The 22,392-nt window shown below is 54.5% G+C and carries 16 protein-coding genes and 2 pseudogenes; 6 read left to right on the top strand and 12 right to left on the bottom strand.

Features of this window, described 5'->3' with window-relative positions:
- Positions 1-277: 277 nt before the first annotated feature.
- The 4 genes from KO116_RS22035 to KO116_RS22020 form a co-directional block, all read right to left on the bottom strand.
- Positions 278-841, bottom strand: a complete 564-nt coding sequence (locus KO116_RS22035) for a hypothetical protein (RefSeq protein ID WP_035555998.1) — start codon at positions 839-841, stop codon at positions 278-280.
- Positions 841-1,296 carry a DUF305 domain-containing protein gene (locus tag KO116_RS22030; RefSeq protein ID WP_035556000.1) on the bottom strand — a complete coding sequence of 152 codons (456 nt, stop codon included), beginning with the start codon at positions 1,294-1,296 and terminating at the stop codon, positions 841-843. The genes KO116_RS22035 and KO116_RS22030 overlap by 1 nt, the downstream gene beginning before the upstream one ends.
- Before the next feature lie 11 nt (positions 1,297-1,307).
- The gene (locus tag KO116_RS22025) at positions 1,308-1,853 is read right to left on the bottom strand and encodes a c-type cytochrome (protein ID WP_045812310.1); all 546 of its coding nucleotides are present in this window, start codon (positions 1,851-1,853) and stop codon (positions 1,308-1,310) included.
- Positions 1,854-2,060: 207 nt separating this feature from the next.
- The gene (locus tag KO116_RS22020) at positions 2,061-3,338 is read right to left on the bottom strand and encodes a hypothetical protein (protein ID WP_082072710.1); all 1,278 of its coding nucleotides are present in this window, start codon (positions 3,336-3,338) and stop codon (positions 2,061-2,063) included.
- Positions 3,339-3,470: 132 nt separating this feature from the next.
- On the opposite strand from KO116_RS22020, the pseudogene KO116_RS25975 reads away from it, so the two are divergent.
- From KO116_RS25975 to fdhD, 4 genes and pseudogenes are all read left to right on the top strand, one after another.
- Positions 3,471-4,003 (top strand): annotated as a pseudogene (locus KO116_RS25975) (tyrosine-type recombinase/integrase).
- Between the two features lie 267 nt (positions 4,004-4,270).
- Entirely contained in the window at positions 4,271-7,099 is a 2,829-nt protein-coding gene (locus tag KO116_RS22010; protein ID WP_035556002.1) for a molybdopterin oxidoreductase family protein, read from the top strand.
- On the top strand, positions 7,099-7,638 hold the full coding sequence (locus tag KO116_RS22005; protein WP_052703838.1) for an HPP family protein: 540 nt from the start codon (positions 7,099-7,101) through the stop codon (positions 7,636-7,638). The genes KO116_RS22010 and KO116_RS22005 overlap by 1 nt, the downstream gene beginning before the upstream one ends.
- 519 nt (positions 7,639-8,157) lie before the next feature.
- Positions 8,158-9,024 carry a formate dehydrogenase accessory sulfurtransferase FdhD gene (fdhD, locus tag KO116_RS22000; RefSeq protein WP_052703837.1) on the top strand — a complete coding sequence of 289 codons (867 nt, stop codon included), beginning with the start codon at positions 8,158-8,160 and terminating at the stop codon, positions 9,022-9,024.
- Between the two features lie 32 nt (positions 9,025-9,056).
- On the opposite strand, the gene KO116_RS21995 is transcribed toward fdhD, so the two are convergent.
- Both KO116_RS21995 and fdhF read right to left on the bottom strand, forming a co-directional pair.
- Positions 9,057-9,584, bottom strand: a complete 528-nt coding sequence (locus tag KO116_RS21995; protein WP_035556004.1) for a DUF1641 domain-containing protein — start codon at positions 9,582-9,584, stop codon at positions 9,057-9,059.
- On the bottom strand, positions 9,584-12,550 hold the full coding sequence (gene fdhF, locus KO116_RS21990; RefSeq protein ID WP_035556006.1) for a formate dehydrogenase subunit alpha: 2,967 nt from the start codon (positions 12,548-12,550) through the stop codon (positions 9,584-9,586). The genes KO116_RS21995 and fdhF overlap by 1 nt, the downstream gene beginning before the upstream one ends.
- Before the next feature lie 223 nt (positions 12,551-12,773).
- Here fdhF and KO116_RS21985 point away from each other — a divergent pair.
- Positions 12,774-13,437, top strand: a pseudogene (locus KO116_RS21985) (SDR family oxidoreductase).
- 109 nt (positions 13,438-13,546) lie between these two features.
- A complete protein-coding gene (locus KO116_RS21980; protein WP_082072709.1) occupies positions 13,547-13,876 on the top strand; it encodes an HPP family protein in 330 nt (109 codons plus the stop codon).
- A gap of 1,018 nt (positions 13,877-14,894) precedes the next feature.
- On the opposite strand, the gene egtD is transcribed toward KO116_RS21980, so the two are convergent.
- The 6 genes from egtD to nuoK are packed head-to-tail and all read right to left on the bottom strand — an operon-like array spanning position 14,895 to position 22,391.
- The gene (gene egtD, locus KO116_RS21975) at positions 14,895-15,857 is read right to left on the bottom strand and encodes an L-histidine N(alpha)-methyltransferase (RefSeq protein WP_035556010.1); all 963 of its coding nucleotides are present in this window, start codon (positions 15,855-15,857) and stop codon (positions 14,895-14,897) included.
- Between the two features lie 2 nt (positions 15,858-15,859).
- The gene (gene egtB / locus KO116_RS21970) at positions 15,860-17,167 is read right to left on the bottom strand and encodes an ergothioneine biosynthesis protein EgtB (RefSeq protein ID WP_035556011.1); all 1,308 of its coding nucleotides are present in this window, start codon (positions 17,165-17,167) and stop codon (positions 15,860-15,862) included.
- A gap of 52 nt (positions 17,168-17,219) precedes the next feature.
- Positions 17,220-18,629: an NADH-quinone oxidoreductase subunit N gene (locus KO116_RS21965; protein ID WP_035556014.1), complete on the bottom strand. Its 1,410-nt coding sequence runs from the start codon at positions 18,627-18,629 to the stop codon at positions 17,220-17,222.
- On the bottom strand, positions 18,629-20,116 hold the full coding sequence (locus tag KO116_RS21960) for a complex I subunit 4 family protein (RefSeq protein ID WP_253505848.1): 1,488 nt from the start codon (positions 20,114-20,116) through the stop codon (positions 18,629-18,631). The genes KO116_RS21965 and KO116_RS21960 overlap by 1 nt, the downstream gene beginning before the upstream one ends.
- Positions 20,113-22,086, bottom strand: a complete 1,974-nt coding sequence (locus KO116_RS21955; RefSeq protein ID WP_035556016.1) for an NADH-quinone oxidoreductase subunit 5 family protein — start codon at positions 22,084-22,086, stop codon at positions 20,113-20,115. The genes KO116_RS21960 and KO116_RS21955 overlap by 4 nt, the downstream gene beginning before the upstream one ends.
- On the bottom strand, positions 22,086-22,391 hold the full coding sequence (gene nuoK / locus KO116_RS21950; protein ID WP_035413666.1) for an NADH-quinone oxidoreductase subunit NuoK: 306 nt from the start codon (positions 22,389-22,391) through the stop codon (positions 22,086-22,088). The genes KO116_RS21955 and nuoK overlap by 1 nt, the downstream gene beginning before the upstream one ends.
- Position 22,392 lies beyond the last annotated feature (1 nt).

Below are 22,392 nucleotides of genomic sequence, written 5' to 3'. Positions count from 1 at the left end.
ATAACAACCGTTTCTGGATAGACTAGCTTATCAAAATCGAAATCCATGCAACCTCCTTACTGAGCATGCATGACAGATATTAGGCCGCCGGCTAGGTTTCCTGCCGCAGGGAGTAATGCTAGGCCGAGAACTGTTCATATTTTTTGCAGCATCTGCTTCTCCAGGTCTTTACCTGATCGTCGCTGGTCTTTTTGCGCTAAAAACACGCCGAACAGCTTTTACTCGCTGGCCAAGTCCCGAACGGGCGCACTATCAAGAAGCACTGAAGAGGCATTGCCTATTCTGTTTCGCACCTATACCAGCCTAGATACCCGGCGTTCAAACCCTGTTGAAGAGAAAAGTGTAGCTCTGCTGTAATGAGCTCTCCTGGCTCCGCTGATTCTGGTTCTTCTTCATCCGAAAACACCCTCATCGTCAACCCTTCTGCGGTGAGCATGAGGCCTTGCTTCAAGTTTTCATAATCAGGATTGTGGTCTGCTGATAACTCCACTAGACGACCATGAATCTTGGTAACTGCGCGGGCACCCTGGCCTTGATCCGTGTTGTCGATAGCGAGAATCGGCGGGCTTTCTGCGGTATACCGATAGGCGCAATACGCAGCGTCTCCCAGCACCTTTTCGATTTCGGCTTCTTGCATCGTTTGGGGATCGATCGCCGGTATATCAGGCGAGTTGACGGCCTCCTGCGCTCCAACCACTTCGGGAGACGGCCCTTGCATCATCGGATTTTCCACTCCTTCGCCAGGGGCAGGATCGCCACAACCGGCGAGAAAAGCGGTGCCCAGCGTTACTGTCGAAAGGATAAGGATCTGACGAGGGCGGTTCTGTGAAGGAATAAACATCAGTCGGCCCTCTCCAAATCGCGTATGAGATATTTCATTTCCGCAATTTCGCGACGCTGTGCCTCAATAATTTCATCGGCGAGCTTACGCACACGCGGATCGGAAATTTGTGCTCGCTCGCTGGTTAAGATCGCGATCGAATGGTGAGGAATCATTGCCTTCATATACTCGTCATCGCCCACGGTAGCCTGGCTGCGGACGAGCCATAATGCGGCGGTGAAAAGCAGAGCGCTGCCCACAAAAATGGCGATATTGATCAGTTTCTTCTGATACATATTGAGCATAAAGCTCAGCATTATCACCGCCATCACAGCGCCCATCACAAGTGCCATCCATGCTCTGGTTTCGCTCCAGAAGACATGCTCATAGGCGTACGTATTGAGATACATCACCCCGTACATAATGACCGTAGAGGTAGCGATCATCGCGCCGAAACGCCAATAAGACATGTTCATAGCGTTTCCCTTTAGTGTCCATGATCTGTTGAACTGCCCGTTTCAAAGCTTGCGTACTCATCTTCCGTCATGCCGGGTAGGCGCATGACAAACGCAGTGATGTTCCAGATTTCATCATCACTGTGAGTAGGTCCGAACGCAGGCATACCACTCATTCGTATCCCATGTTTAGCCAACCAGAATACTTCGCGGGGCTCCCATTCGGAGATGGTATCGGTCAGATGTGGCGGCTCTGGCAGCATGCCTCTAGCCCACTCACTCTGTCGAACTCCCGGGCCGCCGTGGCAATGTTGACACATCGACTTGTAGTCGGTCGCTCCGGCAGTCACCATCTCATCATTCATTGAAGGAGTCGTGATGGCTTCTGCCCTGTCTGCTACAGAATTTTTCATCGTTGTCATCAGCGTCCAGCGTACAAGGGGCTGATGGCCTTGAGTCGCCGCGATGTTGTAGGTGCCGGAATAAGCCACCCAAACGACGACAAGGAGTAAAATCAGAACGAGTATTGCAAGCCCGAAGGCTGCTCCCAGCGCTAAATGCTTAGTTTTCGGCTGCATTGCGGCACCTCGCTTGTTCCTAGAAAGGAAGCGTTGATTCACCTCTCATCACGTGATTTGTTCAGAGTAGTAAGGTTTTACTGGCATGCCAAATTTAAACAATAAGATGGTCTGTTTTGCTGAACTTGTCTGAGCGAGCGTCTACCCAGGCTGCCGATCAGTGCCAGGCCGCTCCGTAAGACTATGGTTGGAACGCCACGCCTTATGTCAGATCGGCTCAATGAGTATGGGTGCGAATCCGCCCCCCGGTGTACGAAAATTCGTGGTTTGGCCTTGGTACAGGCGTGCCGCAGCCAGAATCAGATTGCCACGATAGGTATATAGCCGTACGTCTACCTTGAGCATTTCCCGCTCGCCATCGACCAGAACCAGTCGCTCCGAGGGAGGCACGTACGCCTGAGCGATATAGTCACTTTCGAGTATCTGGGAAAATGTGCGTTTGGTAAGTTTGCTGCCTCGATAAGCGCCCTTGCTGCCATAACCTGCCACTGGTTTAAAAAACCACAGCCGTCGCTGTTGCCAAAGCTCATCTGCGTTACTGGCGGCAACCCTAACGGTGCGCGGAACGCCGCAGCGAAGCAGCTCGGCGTTCTCTGGGCTCAACCCCCAATCCTGAAGAATGGAAGGATCAGACCATTCGGCTAAATTGCGCTTGTCTGCAAAGAGTGCGTGTGCGAATGGGTTTGGGGTTATGACAGCGCCTCCGTCCAGCCAAGCCGAGCGCAGTGCGGCATGCTCTGGCACCTCCAGAGCGAAGTCCACTAAGCGGTTGTAAACCATGTCGATTCGCTCGCCGCCGCTGTATAACGCACCCAACTCATATCTGAGATCAGAGGGAGAGACTATGTGGGCATCGATACCATTATCCCGAAACAGCTGCTGTGCCAGTCGGAACTCAGGATAGAGGTACTGCTCGATAGGCTGGTCATCGACGATCGCTATGCTTTTCGGTCGTCCACTGCCCCGCTGGGCGCGCCATTCACTCTCGAACTGGGCGATGACCGCAGTATCAAAGTTTTCGGCCCAGGCCACCCGAGTAGCCCCGCTGCAGCATTGCAGTTGGGCACGTGCAAGCTCAGCATTGAGGAACGCGCCCCCCGCATTGGTGTTGACTTCGATGAGAAGCGGACCCTCCCCACCGAGGTGAAAATCATAGCCCATGAAGGCGCCTACGGGGCCAGGATTGGCTCGGGCGCTCTGAGGAGCTCTGGAAAACACACGGTGATGAAAGTCGGGGAGCTTGGCCGCAGCTTCCAGAGCTCCGACAATGGCCAGCATTCGATCCAGATCTTGGCTGGGAACAAAAACCGCAACATCTGAAAAGAAGTGATGCCAGACTGAACTGGAAAGCATGTCGTTCGCATTACTTCCCAACTGATTAGCTAGACTACGAACCACTTCTGGCCGATCGAGAGTGACGCAGACGCAGTGCTGGTTCAGCTTTTTCGCCTTCGTTTGTGCTGGGGAATAATTGGTGTCTTGCAAGAGAATACCCTCCGTGTCTATATATCGCCGATCTCCAACCCATGAATATTTCGGCTGAAATCTCCATTGCATCTTGTAGTAAAGGCAAGTTGGTAGAACAGGAGGCCTATGCTTCTTAAAAATACCTGAGCTATTAATGTTCGGCTACAACTTGCTAAAAAGACGAAAGATCTCCCCCCTCTTTAGCCTGGTCAACGATAGGATAGTAAATTTCGGAGCTACGACCTCGTCAATTTACGAGTACGGGATATAGCCCATGATGCGTGTATGCCCTCACGAGCCATTGGACGCAGCAAAAAAAGCAAAGACCTGAACAGTTCGAAATAACCGAGCAAACCCCTATCTCAGTTATGGACTGGATACAGCTTGCTCAACTCAGAAATAGAGACTTCTTGTTTCCCAGCCGAATCAACAGCGCAAAGCATCTCTCCACGCGCCAATATGTCCATATTGTGAAAGCCTGGGTCACCGAAATAGGTTTAGATGCCTCAATCTATGGCACGCACATAATGCGCCGCACCAAAGCTTCGCTTATATACCGTCGCACGAAAAACTTGAGGACAGTGCAGCTGCTCCTGGGTTACACGAAGCTGGAAAGCATCGTCCGATATATTGGGATTGAAATAGATAATGCGTTGGATGTGGCAGAACAAACAGAAGTTTGATATAGACAAACGACGGCCTATTTCGGGCCGTCGTTGCCCGGCCAGAAGCGATCTTTTAGTTAAAGCTGACATAATGGCTCATCATTAGATGAAAACCTTATTCGAACACTTACATTGACCGCTTAGACAAACCCTTCAAACCCCAAATACTAGACCAAACAGTGTCTAGAATACCTGGTCCGATTCAGCTAGACCGCTCCTGTTGAGATGGCCGTTATCTACTATGCTGCTCTCAGTTGTCACATACATGCATGTTAGGAGCCTGCCATGACCGCACAATCCCGAGACAGTATCGACAATATCTGGGGTGATAGAACGCCCTACGTTGGCAAATGGCCCGATCGCCCTGATTATCAGCTTGCCGACGAGCCTGAGCGCTGGGTGCAATCGGCCTGTGTATTGTGCTCGAACGGATGTGGGTTAGACATCGGCGTCAAGGAAGGAAAAATCGTCGGCGTGCGCGGTCGCACCGATGACCGGGTCAACCGAGGTCGGCTCGGGCCGAAGGGGTTGCATGGCTGGATTGCCAACCACAGCGATAATCGGCTCACTCAGCCGTTGATTCGCCGTGACAGCGGCCAACTGGAACCGGCTAGCTGGGACGAAGCGATGGAGCTGATCGTGCGCCGCTCAAAAGAGATTTATGAGCAGTACACGGCTAATGCAATAGGCTTCTATACGTCGGGCCAGCTATTTCTGGAGGAGTACTATACCCTCGCCGTGATCGGTAAGGCTGGCCTCGGCACACCTCATATGGACGGTAATACCCGATTATGCACTGCAACCGCTGCGGCAGCGTTGAAGGAAAGCTTCGGCTCGGACGGTCAGCCGGGAAGCTATACCGATCTGGATATGACCGAGGGGATTCTTCACGTTGGCCATAACATTTCCAATACCCAGACTGTGTTGTGGATGCGGATTCTCGACCGGCTAAGTGGACCCAACCCGCCCAAGCTGGTGGTAATCGATCCGCGGCGTACAGCCACTGCGGCCAAGGCGGACGTTCACCTGGCGCCACGGGTCGGCACCAACGTGCCGCTGCTCAACGGCCTGCTCCACCTGATTATTGAAGCGGGGCATATCGACCAGGACTTCATCGACAATCACACGATGGACTTCGACAAGCTCAGGCAAACGGTGGCGAAGTATTCGCCGGAGCGTGTCGAAGAACTGACTGACGTGCCGGTAGCTGACCTGCGTGCTGCTGCCACCATTCTCGGTGAGGTTAAAAGCTTGGTCTCTACTGTCTTGCAGGGCGTCTATCAGTCTAACCAGGCAACGGCCGCTGCGGTTCAGGTCAACAACATTAACCTCATCCGTGGCCTGATCGGGAAGCCTGGCAGCGGTGTATTACAAATGAATGGCCAACCCACGGCACAGAACACGCGCGAGTGCGGTGCCGACGGCGACTTGCCGGCCTTTCGTAACTGGGAAAACCCGGACCATGTCCAGCAACTGGCGGATCTGTGGAACATAGAAAAAGAACAGCTCCCCGCCTGGAAACCGCCGACCCATGCATTGGAGATCTTCCGCTACGCGGAAAAAGGTACTTTAAAGATGCTCTGGATCTCGGCCACCAATCCCGCCGTGTCGCTGCCGGACCTACATCGAGTACGCGCGATGCTCGCTCGCAAAGATCTCTTCGTGGTGGCTCAAGATGGTTTTCATACCGAGACGACCCTTCTGGCCGATGTCGTGCTGCCGGCAGCGATCTGGGGCGAGAAAACAGGCTGCTTCACGAACGTCGACCGGACAGTGCATATTTCGCATAAGGCCATCGAGCCCCCCGGCGAGGCGCGAGCCGACCTCGATATCTGGCTTGATTATGCACGCCGCATGGATTTTCGAGACAAGGATGGCGAGCCGTTGATCAAGTGGAACACGCCCGAGGAAGCGTTTGATGCGTGGCGCGAATGTACGCGGGGCCAACTCTGCGACTACACGGGCATGAGCTATGAGAAACTAAGCGGCGGCTCCGGTATCCAGTGGCCGTGCAATGAGCAGTATCCGCACGGGCGCGAACACCTCTATTCCGACTATGTTTTCCGTACATTCTACGACACAGCGGAGAACTTCGGTCATGACCTGGACACCGGTGCGGCCGTCACGCCCAAAACGTTTAAAGCGCTGAACCCCGCTGGCCGCGCTCTTTTGAAGGGCGCCGACTACGTTGTTCCTCACGAAATAGTCGATGAGGACTATCCGTTGCACTTGACCACCGGAAGAGTGGTGTTCCAATTCCACACGCGAACCAAGACTGCCCATTCTCGCGAGCTGAACGAAGCTGCGCCGGATGCCTTTATCCAGCTTAATGGCGAAGATGCAGAGCGCCTGGGGATCGAAGAAAGAGACATGTTGCAGATTGAGAGCCGGCGCGGGTGGGCCTACGCTCCAGCGCGTATTGGTGATATCGAGCCAGGCCATGTGTTCATGCCGTTTCACTATGGCTACTGGGACAATGACGAGCGGCCTCGAGCAGTCAACGAGATGACGCTGTATGAGTGGGATCCGGTGAGCAAACAGCCGTATTTCAAGTACGCCGCGGTGCGTTTGCGAAAGATGCAACCGGGCGAGCCCTTCGAGATGGATGATCCGATGCGCGACGAGCATTTAAAGGAGGCTTCGGAGAACCCCAGGGCGCATGTGGCCGATTACCTCGGTCTGCTCGACGATAGCTCGCGCGCCACTGCTCAGGCGCTGTTCGCCGTGGCGGAAAAGCATAAAGCCGAGCCGGACATTGGCGCGATATGCAAAATGCTAGCGCGCTTCTCACAAGAGCATTCCGAAGACTTGCAACCATGCATCCAGCGCTACGGCGAAACTCAGGAAAAGGAGGCAGATAAGCTGCTTGAGGTGCTTCAGCCGAGCCACCATAAGGGCCCTCTTTCGCTACTGCGTGATTTGCATGATTGCTGGTTGCTGGCACAGGAATCGCATATATCGATCGTTGTGTTGAAGCAAGCTACGCAGGCGCTGCGCGACGACGAAATGATGGAGCTATTGCAGCGCATGTCGGAGCATAACAGTCGGCAATTGGCCTGGCTGAAGACGCGAATCAAGCAGACCGCTCCGCAAAGTCTGATAGTGCCAAGTTGATGGGCGAGGATACGAAGAATGGAAAGCCATTTGGCGGACCGGAGTGGTTCTGGTCCCCGGTCACCGCTGCATTCACGACGCTATTGATCGGGGGTGTAGCGGTCATTGCCGGTCAACCCTGGCTATTCCCCAGCCTGGGTCCGAGCATTTTCCTGCATGTGCACAAGCCCAACCTAGAGTCGGCCAGGCTTTACAACACGGTGATGGGGCATTTGATTGGCGTGGCCGCAGGCGCAGTCGGTGTTCTACTGACCGGGGCGAGCCAGGCCCCATCGGTGCTGTCGAGCCAGACCATGCCCCTGTCGCGCGTCGGTGCATCGGCCATCGCGATGGGAATTTGCCTGCTCGTTCAGCAGCTACTTAAGGCCTCGCACCCGCCGGCTGCGGCCACAGCTCTGCTGATCGCCTTAGGCGGTTTCAAGCTGGTACCTTCCGATATGCTCGCCATTGCGGTTGGGGTCGGGCTGATCGTCTTGATCGGTGAGCCGTTGCGACGCGCACGTGCTGGAATTTTGTTTGGTGATAAGCGTAATAAATAGTTTGATCTGAGCGGGTTGCGGCGGGCTCCGTGAGGCTAATAGACTGTGAACACGGAAAACTAATCGTCGATTTACAGCGGTTTCCGTCACTCAATGGAGGGTACGCCACTCGACAATCTGCGCAGCAAGGCTTTTTCTTGCGCTAGCACAGCGAAGAACTCTATCCATAGGGCAGCTTTGGCAGACGGTGACAGAAAGCTAGATACCGATACCCTGTCGATGGCTGCCTGGAAGCTCAGGCGGTTTTTTGTAGTGTTTCCTATATTCTCTTTGTAAGGATCCTGGACGGGGGGAATGACAATGCGGAGTCAAGTAGGTGAACAAGCGATGACACCTTGATGCTGGACAGCGTACGGTTACCTATATATATGAATAGCGGTTTTTTAGCGGTATGTGGAGGATTAAGCACATATCTTATTGGCAGGTGGTAAAAGCTGAACTAGCCTCAAAGATAGTGGACTTGTTGCTTGCTAAAAAAGTGGCCGCGACTCAGGAAGAGACCAGGGCAAGGAGCTTACAATGGATATAGCGAGGAACGCGCACGAATACGGCGATATTCATTTGGATATCCTCACCTTAGACGCCAAAGGTATCACCGCCAGAGAGGACGCTTTGGCCATCGAAGAGGCGTTGGAAATCCGCCTATCGGGTGCCGAACCTGTTATCACTATGCGAACACCAGGCCACGATCGAGAACTGGCCGCCGGATTAATGCTAAGCGAGGGGCTCGCGCGTACTAAGGATGACTTTGAAGTTATCGACCATCTAGTCGGGCAGCCCAATGTACTGCAAGTAGTGCTTAAGCGCTTTAATGCCACTAAGGCCGAACGCTTGGAGCGTTCATCTCTCTCTAACAGCGCCTGTGGCGTATGCGGTAAGAAAAAGCTGAATCTTGAGGCTATGCAGGGGCTGCCACCTTTAGCATTTTCCAATCAGTTGAGTCGACAACTGCTCTCTTCGTTGCCAGCAGAGCTACACAAGCATCAAACACTCTTCGAGCAAACCGGCGGGTTACACGCCGCTGCCCTGTTTGATACCAGTGGGCAACTACTGGTATTACGAGAAGATGTTGGACGTCATAATGCGGTGGACAAATTGAATGGATGGGCAGTATTGAATAATCAGCTGCCGCTTTCTGATCGCATCATGCTACTAAGTGGACGAGCTAGTTTCGAGCTCATTCAGAAATGTATCATGGCGCGGGTGTCGGTTGTATGCGCGATTTCCGCCCCCAGCAGTTATGCGGTGCGGCTGGCAAGAGAGTTCGGTATAACACTGGTAGGATTTCTGCGCGAGGGTCGTTTTAATATTTACTCAGGCTCGGAGCGGATTCTCGGACCCTCTTATGTGTTGCCCAATAGTGCCGTCAACAAACGCTCAGCCTAGTCTGGGCACTCATTTACCAGCGTGTTCGTGGTTTATGGTCCCTCTGTCGCCTTGCCGGTAAAGTCGGTGACTGGCTTGTCGATAGGCTTGTCGAGCCGCTCGGAAAAAGCTCTTAACCCCGCCAGTAGTGGCTGGATGGCATGCCAGAGTTCATCGTCGTGCAGCAGCTTATACAGACCGCGGATACCTGGTGCTTCTTTGTTGTCAGTTTCTTCAGCGGTCTTTGCGTCACTCTTTTCACTACTCTTTTCATTACCATGATAGCTGCTGACCTCGCCCATCCCCTCCTTAATCGCGAACATCACTTGGTAAAAACGATCCGGGGGGATGGAGGACAAGGTCATCGCCATGATCGAGATATTTTGAATAGCGTTGAGAGACCCTTCTTTACTCAGTCCGTTAACCAAGATACGAATAATATCGGAATTGGCGGCCACCATATCGTTAGTAAAGCGCAGCACCCCATGCTCATGTAGGGTCTGAAGCAGGGTCTCTAACTCTTCGTGAGCATCAGGGCCTATCTTTGGCGGCGTCACGTCCTGGGAGATTCGTTCGGCCATTACATTTTCCTCGGATTGGTTTGCTGGGCGGGCGGTAACCGATAATCTTCTTGCATCCACTTGACCTCAACCGCTACGCCTTGATTAGGCGTGCGCCGCCCGAAGCGATAGTTAGTACTGGGTAGTGGCGGTTCTGTGCGCTTGTCGAGCACCTCAAGTTTGACGGCTGTCTCCTTGTAGGCCGGCGTTTGTACAACGGGGTCGTTATGTTCGCCCGTTAGGGCGTTCACTCCCGGCTTGCCGAAATGGATTGGCATGAACAGGGTCTTGCCAGCCACACGGTCAGTAATTAACGCTGGGAAATCGATACTGCCGCGTCGTGAAGTAATCCGTACCCAAGTGCCTTCCTTGATGCCCCGCTCGGCGGCAAGTTCAGGGCTAACTTCGACAAAGCCATGCGGGGCCTGATCCCAGATGCCTTGCGAGCGGCCTGTCTGATTGGCCCCTTGGAATTGTTCAAGTATCCGACCATTATCGAGTGATAAATCATATTCCGCATCGGTAGCTTCTTCAGGCTCCTTCCACTCCATCGGGAAAAGGTTGGCCTTGCCGTCTTCTGTATGAAATCCATCGGTATACAGAAGGGGTGTATCAGTACCATCCGCAGCTACTGGCCACGACAGGGATTTCCAGCCCTCCAGGCGTTCGTAGGTGACGCCAGCGAACATCGGCGAGATAGAGGCGCACTCTTGCATAATCTGAGAAGGGTGTGTGTAACCCCAATCATGGCCCATACGAGCGGCCAAGTCGGTAAGGATACGCCAATCAGGACGACTGTCACCAAGTGGTGGCAGCACTTCATAGAAGCGTTGGATACGCCGTTCCGTATTGACAAATGTTCCGTCTTTTTCAACGCTAGGGCAGGCGGGCAGCACTACATCAGCAAACTCCGCAGTACGGCTTAAAAAGATATCCTGCACCACCATAAAATCAAGATTTTCAAAGGCGGAATGTACGTTATGAGTATTGGCATCGGAAAAAGCAGTTTCCTCGCCAATCACATACATCGCTTTGATATCGCCCTGGTCGGCCGATTGCACCATGAGGAAATTGCCTTCACCGACCTCATTAGAGAGCTGGCTCGGATCGACGCCCCAGCCTTTAGCCCAGCGCTGTCGTGCGCTCTCATCGGTGACTTTATCATAGCCGGGGTACATATTGCGTAGGCAGCCAAAATCGCTCGCACCCTGCACATTATTATGGCCACGCATAGGGTAACCGCCAGTGCCGGGCTTGCCATAATTACCTGTTACCAGTAGTAAGTTGGAAAGTGCAGTACTAGTATCCGAGCCGTGGGAGTGCTGGGTGATTCCCATCGCCCACAGCAGGCAGACGTTTTTTGCCCGGCCAATCATTTCGGCGGTGTTGATTAGCTCCTGCTTGGAAATCCCTGTCTTGAATTCGGCGAAATCCAAGGTGAATGGCTCCAATGAGCGGCGGTACTCCTCCACGTTATTGACCCATCTTCCCAGAAAATCCAGGTCCGCTAAGTGGTTATCGAACATATAACGCGACAGAGCCGAAGCCCAAATAAGGTCAGTGCTGGCATTGGGGCGTAGAAAAATATCAGCGCGTTCGGCCATCTCGTGCTTGCGTGGGTCCATGACGATCAATTTTTGGCCGCGTAGTTTTTGCGCAGCTTTAATCTTTGAAGCAATCACAGGATGGTTTTCGGCCGTATTGCTACCCACTAACACGACCACCTCAGCTTGCTCAATATCTTTGATGGTACCGGCGTCTCCACCGTAGCCGACAGTGCGAAACAAGCCTTTAGTGGCGGGGTTTTGGCAATAGCGCGAGGAGTTATCGACACTGTTAGTGCCGATGATCAAACGAGCGATTTTCTGAGTTAGGTAAGCTTCTTCATTGCTGGCCTTACTTGAGCCAATAAAACCCAGACTGTTAGAACCATGCGTGTCGCGGACTTCAAGCAACCTGCGAGCTACGAGATCTAATGCTTCCTCCCAACTGGCTTCACGAAAGCGGCCATTCTCACGGATCAGTGGAGTGGTCAGTCGTTTCTCGCTATTAACGAAATCCCAGGCAAATTTACCTTTAATACAGGTAGAAATACCGTTGGCAGGAGCGTCAGGGGAAGGTTGAACCTTGAGGATATGACGATCGCGCGTCCACATTTCAAATGAGCAACCGACGCCACAATAGGTACAGACCGTTTTAGTGCGTTTGATGCCGGGCTGGCGCCAAGCTGAATCTATTTCCGAAATCCCTGTGATGGGCTTAGCGCTGATGGTCGTTTCGATTTTCTTGACGATTTCGATCATCGGCCGTTTAAGTGACCATGGCATGGAGGTAAGCGGACCCGCATGCTCATCCATGCTATTTTCCATCAGTGCGTTGCAAGGGCAAACAGTGACGCAATGTCCACAATGAACGCAGCTTGAATCATTGATTTCCTTGCCGCCATCCCAAAGTACGCGAGGGTTTTCACTGGCGTAGTCAATGCTTAAGGTTTCATTGACTTCGATGTTCTGACACGCTTCGACACAACGGCCACACAGAATGCATTGGTCAGGATCGTAGGTATAAAACGGACTAGTAGTGTCTTTAGCATGCGGTTTAGGTTGAAACTCATAACGTTGAATGGGGATATCCATTTCCACCACTGCGTTATGCAGGCTGCAATCGCCATTATTGTTTTCACATACCGTACAGTACAGCTCATGCTTGCTAAGCAGGCGATCCATTCCTTCGTGGCGTGCTGCAACAGCCTGTGGATCACGGCTGGAAATTTGCATCCCTTCTTGGGTACGCAGCGCGCAGCCTCGTTTTAGCTCTCCATTGACTTCGACCCAGCAGGCATCGCAGGTTTCAATCGCCCCTAGCGAGGGATGATAACAAACACTTGGCAAAGCGATGCCATGACCTTCTAGAAAGTCGATCAATGGCTCATCGGCGATGCCTCTTATTTCTTCTCCATCGAAAATGATCGTGCACGGCTGGCTCATATGGGCATTCCTCCATGAATTCTTTATTTTTAATATGCAGCTCTACCTCTGTGTCGATTCGCATACATAACTTGAAACATAGTCAAGAAGCCTTGGGTTGCACAAGTTTAACCAAGGGATTGAATGTATATTAAGGGCACGTCTTGTGGGTTATTCCAGGTCAGTAGCGCTATTATCACCTAGGCTTGGTAGGACACATTAGGAAAGGAAGCGAGGGACAAAAATGAAATCGGCAGTTGTCGTTACGGGTGTCAACCGCGGTGTAGGTTTGGTGCTCGCAGAACACTATTTTGATGCTGGATGGCGAGTGTTCGGTGCCTGCCGCCAGTCGTCGGAAGAACTAGATCGCGAGGCCGATCAGGTGAATGAGGGCATTGATGACACCCGGCCTGGCGACGTCGCCCGGCTGGTCGAGGCGCTTAATGGCCAAGAGGTAGATCTATTAATTAACAACGCGGACTGCTTCGCGATGAGTTACTAGGTGGTGTTGATTTCGATAGTATCCGCGAGCAGATAGAAATCACCGTCTATGCGCCACAGCGAGTAGTGGAAGCGCTACTACCAAATCTTAAAAAGGGTAGCAAGTTCGCTAATATCACTAGCCACATGGGCTCACTAGCGGATAACGACTCCGGTGGGTGCTAGGTTACCGAGCCTCTAAAGCTGCTTTCAATGCGTTTGGTAAATCGTTGGCGATGGACTTGAGGTCGTTGGGTATTGCCGTGGCTCACCTTCATCCCAGCTATGTGAAAACACGCATGGTTAATTCTGGTGGATTGATCAGTCCACAAGAGGCTGCATTGGGCATTGCCGCACGTATTGAAGCGCTGACACTAGATAACAATGGTGGGTTATGGCATAGCAATGGGGAGTCACTCCCTTGGTAAAGGCGGGCGCGATGAACGTGAACGTTATATTCTCGCGTGGGCTACCTAGCGCGCGAGGCCTGTAGCATGTGATTAATGTTTTTGATCAGCCACCCGTGTCCGTGGACAAATGACGGCTACCGACACTCCTTGCCGATTGAGTACACAGCTTAACCGGCTCCTCGTATGGGCATCGGTGCTGTCGAGCCAGACCATGCCCCTGTCGCGCGTCGTCGCATCGGCCATCGCGATGGGAATTTGCCTGCTCGTTCAGCAGCTACTTAAGGCCTCGCACCCGCCGGCTGCGGCCACAGCTTTGCTGATCGCCTTAGGCGGTTTCAAGCTGATACCTTCCGATATGCTCGCCATTGCGGTTGGGGTCGGGCTGATCGTCTTGATCGGTGAGCCGTTGCGGCGCGCGCGTGTTGGAATTTTATTTGGTAAAAAGCATAACGATTAGTCTGGTCTGAACGAGCCGGGGCGGGCTCCGTGAAGCTAATAGGCCGTGAACGCGGGAAGCCGGCCGTCGGTTTACAGCGGTTTCCGTCACTGATGGAGGGTACGCTAGTCGACAATTTGCGCAGCAAGGCTTTTTCTTGCGCTAGCACAGCGAAGAACTCTATTCATAGGGCAGCTTTGGCAGACGGTGACAAAAAGCTAGATACCAATTCCCTGACGATGACTACCTGCAAGCTCAGGCGGTTTTTTGTAGTGTTTCCCTAGTGCTAATAAGTAAGCGTAGTGCTCGAAAAAAGCCACGGTACCTTGCCCTCGGGACCGACATCGGGATCTGGTCAGAAGCAGCAACCCCGATGTGATATAACCAGGCTAATGAATATCTTGCTGAGCTTGAGGCGTTAGCCGAGCAGGCAGGCAACTTGTTACTGATTGGCGTCCCGATATGCGAAGCGGAGGGTCGTATCTAAAATGTGGTGGTGAGCCTCTCCCATCTCTCAGGCTTCTACTACAAACGCACTTGGTGCCATTAGGTGAATATGTTCCGTTTCGAGACTTCTTGGGTTCGGTCCCCGACGTGCTCGGGGCGGCCATGTTTGTTTTCATACCGGGAAGGCAAGCACACGTTCTTAATGCATCAGAGGCGCCCTTAGGGGTCTTCATCTCCTACGAAGCGGTCTTGGTGCCGAAGTCACAGAACTTCTGTCCGAAGCGCAGTTACTAGTAAATGTCAGCAACAATGCTTGGTTCGGCCCTCACCTGCCCTTCCAGATGTCACGCATGCGTGCCATCGAAACCGGCCGAGAACTGCTAAGTACCACGACCACCGGCATCACTGCAGCTATCTGCTACGAAGGAATGGTCCTTAAGCGCGCCCCTCAATTCAAGGTAGCTATCCTCAGAGCCGAAGTGACACCGCGAACTGGCGCGACCCCTTGTGTGTGCTTCCGGGATTGACCTGTCCTTGGCCTTCCCTATCAGCGTTTAATGTGGAGTTGTAGTGGCCGCGCTATCAGTGTCCCCTAGGCACGCGTCAGGTAGTGGGCGCTAAACAAGCTATTCGCATCGGTCCAGGACGAGAGCGCCTCAAATCCCGCACGTCCCGCCAACGCCTGAAACCCCTCGACCGTGTATTTGTAAGAGTTTTCAGTGTGAATCGTCTCCCCTTCCAGAAAACTGAAGCGCTCCCCTTCAATAGTGACGACTTGAGGTAACTGACTGACCAGATGCATCTCAATACGAGAGTGTGCTTCGTTGAAGAACGCCTGATGGACAAAATTGGCGGGATCTATTTTAGCGTGCAGCTCATGTCGCAGCCTTTCCAGTAGATTCAGGTTGAATGCTGCCGTCACACCAGCTGCATCATTGTAGGCGGCTTCAAGGGTCGGCTTATCCTTAACCAAGTCGACTCCTACCAACAATCCGCTGCCGGTGGGTAACAAAGAATGCAGCCCGCAAAGAAAATCTTCAGCGGCTTGTGGGTCGAAGTTGCCGATAATGGAGCCAGGAAAAAAACCGACCGGTCTTTCGCAGCATAGCCCGTCCGGTAAGGCCATATTGCAGGAGAAATCGGCACAGGCGGCATGCACTTCAAGCCATGGGTAGTCAGCAGCCAACCGTCGTGTGCTGTCGAGCAGGAAATCCCGTGAGATATCGATCCCCAGATAACTGGTAGGACGCATGGCTTCCAATAGAAGCCGTACTTTACGGCTCGCCCCGCTGCCAAGCTCGATCAACGTCGCCTCATGCCCGGCTATCGTCGCTATCTCATCGGCGGCCTCAGCGAGTATCGTCTCCTCGGTCCGTGTCGGATAATACTCCGGTTGCTCACAAATTCGATCAAATAACTCAGAACCACGCTGATCATAGAAGAACTTTGGCGAGGCGAACTTTTGATCGGCTCTGAATCCCGTCAGTATCTCATCGCGAAGCGATGTTGAGGCTGGGATCGGGTGCAAGTCGTGGAATTGTACGGCCAGGCTCATGATTAGCTCTCCTTAGCAAGACGGAATCCGGAAAATGCCCAACGGGCATGAGGTGGGAAAAAATTACGATAGGTCGTGCGGATATGGTCTTCCGGGGTGGCACAACAGCCACCTCGAAGCACCATCTGCCCCGACATAAACTTGCCGTTGTATTCACCTAAGCTGCCCGGCAACTTGCGAAATCCTGGATAGGGCCGATAGGCGCTGCCGGTCCATTCCCAAACATCACCGAACATCTGCCTCGGCCCCTCGCTGGATCCGCCGGGGGCAGCCGCGACCGGCTGAAGATGGCCTTGTTCGACGAAGTTGCCCTGCAGGGGGACATGTTGAGCCACCGCCTCCCACTCGGCCTCAGTAGGTAGGCGTGCGCCGGCCCATTGGGCATAGGCATCGGCCTCGTAGAAGCTGACATGGCAAACCGGCGCATTCACGTCCACTGGCACCAGCCCGCTTAAAGTATAGTGATGCCAGACGCCGTCCCGCTCGACCCAGTAAAGTGGCGCCTTCCAGCCTTCCGCCTTGACCGTGGCCCAGCCATCCGACAGCCAATAGTCAGGTTTGTCGTATCCCCCCGCCTGCATGAACGTGAGAAATTCACCATTGGTAACCGAACGGTCAGCGATCTGGAAAGCCTCAATGAATTGACGATGACGCCCCATTTCGTTGTCGTAGGCAAAACGGCTATCGTCGGCATCATGACCTATTTGCCGCACTCCGGCTGGATAAGCGTGCCAACCGAGTTCACCGACCTCATGGGCGGGTGCCGACACAAGATCACCTCGATAGACTGGGCAGAGCGGGTTCTGGGCCAGAATATGCTTGATGTCCATGAACAGCAGTTCCTGATGTTGCTGCTCGTGAGGCAACCCAAGCTCCAGACGATGGAGAATCTCCTGCAGGTGTTCTTGCGGAGGGTCGTTGAGCAATTCTTCCATGGCCTGATTAATGTGCGCGCGATAGCGATAGACGTCATCCACTGTGGGGCGCGAAATCATGCCGCGTTCAGGACGAGGAAACGGCGTACCGTGGGTCTCATAGTAAGAGTTGAAAAGGTAATCGTATGCGGGGTCGAGGGTCTGGTAGCTGGGGTGAAACGGCTTGAGGATGAAGGCTTCGAAGAACCAGCTGACATGGGCGATGTGCCATTTGGGGGGACTGACGTCCGGCATGCTCTGCACCATGTAATCTTCTTTATGCAGAGGTTCGCAAATTGCGTCGGTGGCGGCACGAACCCGCTGGTACGCACGCAGCCACTCCTTGGTATGAATGCTATCGATTGTTTCGATAGTTAAATCTTGAATAGGTGACATAAATAACTCCCTCTAAGTATTACTCCGTTTAGCTTGATTCGGCAGGCCAGGCCTAACGCACAAAGCCTATCGAATCCGTGAACTCCATTAGCATTTCTGCACCAAGCCCACCGACAATCAACAGCAAGCCAGACACGATCATGGTGGTTCGTGCCCACTGGCCCACCAGTACATGCACAGTGGGTCGGGTATCGCTAAACATCATCCGCGCCACGATGCGCAGGTAATAGAACAGCGAGACAACGGTGTTGGCGGCAGCCACGAATGCCAGCCAAGCGTATCCCCCCTCAATCGTGACGCTGAACAACATGAGTTTGCCAAAAAAACCGATCAGCGGCGGGATACCCACTAAAGAAAGTAGCGAAGCGATTAGTATCGTTGTGGCAATAGGGGCCTGTCTGGCTAGCCCCTGATAGCTCTCCAGTGCAGTGCGCCCTCTCAGATAGGTGACCACAGCGAAAGCCGCCAAGTTAGCAATGGCGTAGCTGGCCAAAAAGAACACCAGCGCCGGTAGAGCCTGGTCGCTTGTTCCCATTACCACGATAGCCATCAAGGCATAGCCGGACTGGGAAACCGATGACCAACCCAGCAGGCGCCGTACATCTGTCTGTCGAAGGGCAGCCACGTTACCCAGCGTCATGGTCGTGACCGAGATCAGAGCCACAATCGCTCGCCAGGCGACATCCGGCGGCATTAATGACACGAAACGGGCCAATGCGACGGCAGCGCCAATCTTGGGAATTACGGTCAAGAAGGCTGCCACCGGTGCCGGGGAACCTTGGGCTACATCCGGCATCCAGGCGTGGGCCGGAAAAGCCGCCAGCTTGAAGGACAAGCCCAGTATGATAGAGGCAGTGGCGATGGTTAGCGCCAGGCTGTCGTGACCCACGGAAAGTCCTTGTGCGATTTCTGGATAGCCTGTGTTACCAGTCAGGCCGAACAACACGACAACGCCTATCGTCAGTAAAGTGTTGGTCAAGGCTCCCATCAGAAAATACTTCATGCCAGCTTCCAGGGCGGGTGCCCAGGTGCGGTGATAGGCAGCCAGCGGATAGCTGGCCACCGACGACAGCAACACACCGACGACCAGTTCCATGGTGTCACTGGCTGACGCCATCATGATCACACCCAACAGCGCGAACAACACCAATGCGTAATACTCGGCATGGCGGCGATCGGTCTGCATCCACTCAGGCGACATGGCAATAACCAGCGCGCCGGCAATCAACACGACTAGTTTGCTGGAGAGTGCCATGCCGTCCAGGGCCCACACACCCGAGAACGTCAGCCGCGGCGGTCCATCCCACTGCGTAAAGGTCAACCCAATACAAAGCCCAATCGTGAGCAACGCCAGTACAGCCGCCCAGACATGCTGATGTTGTCGGGCGAAAGCCGCGAACAATACGATAATCACAGCACCGAGCGTCAGGCTGATTTCCGGCAACACATCACCAATAGGCATCAGCGGGCTCCTACCAACAGCGTTGCTGAAGCCTCTATGAGGGTCAGCAGGAACTGCGGCGCAATACCGATGATCACGAAGCCTGCCGACAGCACCCCGAGCACACCCCACTCAGCTGGGCGCAGATCGTCAAACTTCGCCCAACGCTGCGGCATCGCCCCGAAGAACAGTTTCTGCAGCATCTGCAGAAACAACGCTGCCGTGATCAGAATGCCCAGCACACCAATGACAGCGAGCCAAGGGTAGACGGCAAAGGTGCCGGCAAAGATATGGAACTCCGCCACGAAGCCGGCCAGACCAGGAAGCCCCAGGCTGGCAAACGAGGCGAGTATGGCGAACGTTGCCAATAGCGGTGCCTGTCGGAGCAGCCCACCATAGCTATCCAAATCGTATTCCTCGGTGCGCTGCCAGAACGAGCCGCAGATCAGAAACAGCGCCCCGGTAATCAGTCCGTGTGCCACCATCTCTACCGTGGCCCCTATCAGTGCCATCTCGCGGGCATATACCGCATCCTGGAACAAGGCGCCAGCCACGGCGATCCCTAGCACCGTGTAGCCCATATGATTGATAGAGGTATAGGCAATGCGTCGTTTCAAATTTCCCTGGCCAAATGCCACGAGGGCACCATAGAGAATAGAAACCACAGCAAAGAGAGCGATAATCAGAGCGTAGCGGGCAAAGGTCTCCCCCATCATTGAGTACGGAATCCTCAGAATCCCGTAGGTGCCCATCTTGAGCAGCACCCCGGCGAGAACTGCCGAGGCCGGTCCGGGAGCGTCGACATGCGCTTGGGGCAACCAGGTATGCACGGGCACGATGGGAGCCTTGATGGCGAAGCCGAGCATGAGGGCGAGAAATATGAGGCCAGCAGACACACCCGCTCCCGCCAATGGCTGCTGCTCGATCAGCACTCGCATGTCAAAGGTGTGTGGCTCGACTGATAGATAAAGCCCGATGAATGCCAGCAACAACAGTAGCGAACCACAGAAAGTGTAAAGAAAGAACTTGAATGCTGAATGCTGGGCCTGACCGTGCCCCCAGCGGCCGATCAGGAAAAACATCCCCACCAGGCTCAGGTCGAAAAAGACATAGAAGAGCAGCAGGTCCAACGCGAGGAAGACGCCAAGCGATACGGACTGCAGAAAGAGCATCCAAGCGTAGTACTGCCGAGGCTGGTTCTGCGTGTTAATGGGATAGGCAATACTGGCAGCGAAGACCAAGGAACTCATCGTCGCGATAGCCAGCGCGATGCCGTCTACGCCTAGCCGGTATGCCATGCCCAGGCTGGGTACCCAAGGCACCTCTTCGACAAATTGAAATAGTGCGCCTTGGGTATCGAACTGCAGCCAAGCCCAGGCCAGCAGTAATACAGGCAATAGGGAAACCCCCACAGCAAACAGGCGAGCCGTGGTCTCTGTCCAACGGCGTGAAACGGCGAGTACGAGAGCTCCCAGCATGGGAAGGCCCAAGGTTGCGGTGAGAATCAAAGGAGTGCTCCTATGCCCAAGATTATAAAAATTACGGCGAACCCTGCCGCGATACCGGTGTAGTAATGATGCGTCTGTCCGGTATGGGCCTGCCGCGCTACTTGGCCCGCCCAGTCAACGCCTCTCGCTAGTAGGCTCGTTGCGCCATCGAATGCCCCTTCGCCACGTCGATCACTGACCTTGGCCAGCCACACGCCAAAACGGGCGCTGGCGCGGATGCCAGCATCTACAGCTCGATCGTCGAAGCGTGCCAGGCCATGGCTGAAGGATATCGCAGCACTTACTCCGCGGCCCCGTAATCCAGCATCCACTACGCGATCATCGAAACGTGCCAGGCCATGGCTGAACCTCATGAAGGTAGCAATCCCCCGCTCTGCCAGAGCTGGCAGGCCAAACCAGTTCGCCATAGCAGCATGCGTCTCGCTCTGTCGGCTCTGATTCGACCCCTCACGGCGCACCGTCCAAAACCCAGCGCCAATGCCTAGCGCCACTAGCAATAGCGACAGGATCAGTTCCCACAGTTTGGTTTGGGGAAGCTGGATCGATAGCAGGTTAGCAAGGTCGTTTCCCACACCGGGCCACCAGAGCAGAGATAGCACTAGCGTGCCTGCCGAAAGCAGGTAGAGCGAGCCGGCCTCAACCGAGGAGTGCCCTGGCTGTGATGGGGCCGTTTTCGTGCGGCCATGCAGATCTCGTCCAAATGCGAGCAACTGAAAGCGTGTTGCATACAACGCGCTGAGCCCACCAGCGATGGCGGCGATCACGGCCAGCCAGGACGCCTGATGGCCAGCAGCAGTAATGATCTCCTCCTTGCTCCAGGATGCCCCCACCGGGATAACCCCTGCCAGCGCCAGACTGGCGACCATGGTCGCCACTGCAATCCCCGGAAGCAGTCGCCCAAGGCGCATCGTATTTAGCGAGTAGCTGCCGGCATGACGTTCGGCAATGCCGGCTGCTAGGAACAAAGCCGCTTTCGTGAAGGCGTGTGTGACGAAGTGCACCAGGGCGACACCGGGAAAGCCTGCCCCAACCGCTAACCACATCAAGCCATACTGAGCGGATGTCGAGGCGGCCAGCAGCTTCTTGGCATGCCTTTGCAGATAGGCCACGACACCCCCTGCTAGGGCGGTGGCCAAGCCTAACGTGATGGCAACCGGCCCAAACCAGGCAACGGCAGCCATCTCCGCATGCAGCCGAATCACCAGATAGATACCTGCGGCGACCATGGTCGCCGCGTGGAGCAATGCCGACACCGGTGTTGGCCCAGACATGGCGGCAAACAACCATGGCGAGAAGGGAACCTGGGCGGACTTGGCCGCTGCAGCCAACACGGCGCCGGCAACAAACACATCCAGTAGCCATCCATCGAGTTGGGACAGGTCAGCAAAGGCAAACGAGCCAGTGCCGGCAAACGCTGCCGCCGCTGCAATGTACAGCCCCAGATCCCCGAAGCGAGTGACCAGGAACGCCCAGGCGGCATCCCGCAGGTTGTCGCCCTCTTGCCACTCGTGGGCAATCAGTGCCCATGAACAGGCCCCGACCAGCTCCCAGGCGATCAGCAGGGTCACCAGATCCTCAGCCAGCACGAGAAGCTCCATCGCCCCGACAAATGCCGTCAGCAGAGCGACCAACCTGACGGGTGGACGCGTTGGCACGCCCTCACTGACGGGCTCAGACTCATGGTAGGCGCTATAGGCTATGATCAGTGTAGCGATCAGTGGCACGACGATGGCAAATACAGCGCTCGCTGGTGTCATCCCAACCGACAGGACGATCCGTGAGCTCCAGCGATAGGCACCACCCCAGTCCCCCATGAGCGCCACACTCGCGAGCAGCAGGGTAACGACAGCGACTGCCGCCCCCATCAGGCCCAACACGGCTCGACCACTATCCCTAGCGGACAAGCGCTTGCCAAGCCAATACATCCCGGGGGCGGCAAGCAGTGGGAAAAGAGGAACAAACCACAACATCAGTGCTTCAACCCGGTCAGTGACTCGGTCATGTCGGCCTGCTTACCGCGGAAGACGGCTACTACCAAAGCAAATCCCATGGCCATCTCAATGGCCATCACCGCCATAACAATGATCGTCAGCAGTTGCCCTTCTGGCGCCCCAGCCCCGCTAAAGGCCCAGAACGCCACCGCGGCGAGCATGACGCCATTGAGGATCAGTTCCAGTCCCATCATCAGCATCACGAACGATTGCTGGGAAAGCGCACCATAAATCCCGATGCCAATCAGTGCCGCTGCCAATAGCAAAAGTGTGGTTAGTGTCATG

The organism is Halomonas sp. KO116, assembly GCF_000734975.2.
GTDB classification, from domain to species: Bacteria; Pseudomonadota; Gammaproteobacteria; order Pseudomonadales; family Halomonadaceae; genus Vreelandella; species Vreelandella glaciei.
This window is presented reverse-complemented; position numbering and strand designations above follow the sequence as displayed.

Bases quoted from the DNA above. Each gene is read 5' to 3' on its own strand.
- KO116_RS22035 (WP_035555998.1), bottom strand. From the start codon at position 841: ATGTTTATTCCTTCACAGAACCGCCCTCGTCAGATCCTTATCCTTTCG.
- KO116_RS22030 (WP_035556000.1), bottom strand. From the start codon at position 1,296: ATGAACATGTCTTATTGGCGTTTCGGCGCGATGATCGCTACCTCTACG.
- KO116_RS22025 (WP_045812310.1), bottom strand. From the start codon at position 1,853: ATGCAGCCGAAAACTAAGCATTTAGCGCTGGGAGCAGCCTTCGGGCTT.
- KO116_RS22010 (WP_035556002.1), top strand. From the start codon at position 4,271: ATGACCGCACAATCCCGAGACAGTATCGACAATATCTGGGGTGATAGA.
- KO116_RS22005 (WP_052703838.1), top strand. From the start codon at position 7,099: ATGGGCGAGGATACGAAGAATGGAAAGCCATTTGGCGGACCGGAGTGG.
- fdhD (WP_052703837.1), top strand. From the start codon at position 8,158: ATGGATATAGCGAGGAACGCGCACGAATACGGCGATATTCATTTGGAT.
- KO116_RS21995 (WP_035556004.1), bottom strand. From the start codon at position 9,584: ATGGCCGAACGAATCTCCCAGGACGTGACGCCGCCAAAGATAGGCCCT.
- fdhF (WP_035556006.1), bottom strand. From the start codon at position 12,550: ATGAGCCAGCCGTGCACGATCATTTTCGATGGAGAAGAAATAAGAGGC.
- KO116_RS21980 (WP_082072709.1), top strand. From the start codon at position 13,547: ATGACGGCTACCGACACTCCTTGCCGATTGAGTACACAGCTTAACCGG.
- egtD (WP_035556010.1), bottom strand. From the start codon at position 15,857: ATGAGCCTGGCCGTACAATTCCACGACTTGCACCCGATCCCAGCCTCA.
- egtB (WP_035556011.1), bottom strand. From the start codon at position 17,167: ATGTCACCTATTCAAGATTTAACTATCGAAACAATCGATAGCATTCAT.
- KO116_RS21965 (WP_035556014.1), bottom strand. From the start codon at position 18,629: ATGCCTATTGGTGATGTGTTGCCGGAAATCAGCCTGACGCTCGGTGCT.
- KO116_RS21955 (WP_035556016.1), bottom strand. From the start codon at position 22,086: ATGTTGTGGTTTGTTCCTCTTTTCCCACTGCTTGCCGCCCCCGGGATG.
- nuoK (WP_035413666.1), bottom strand. From the start codon at position 22,391: ATGACACTAACCACACTTTTGCTATTGGCAGCGGCACTGATTGGCATC.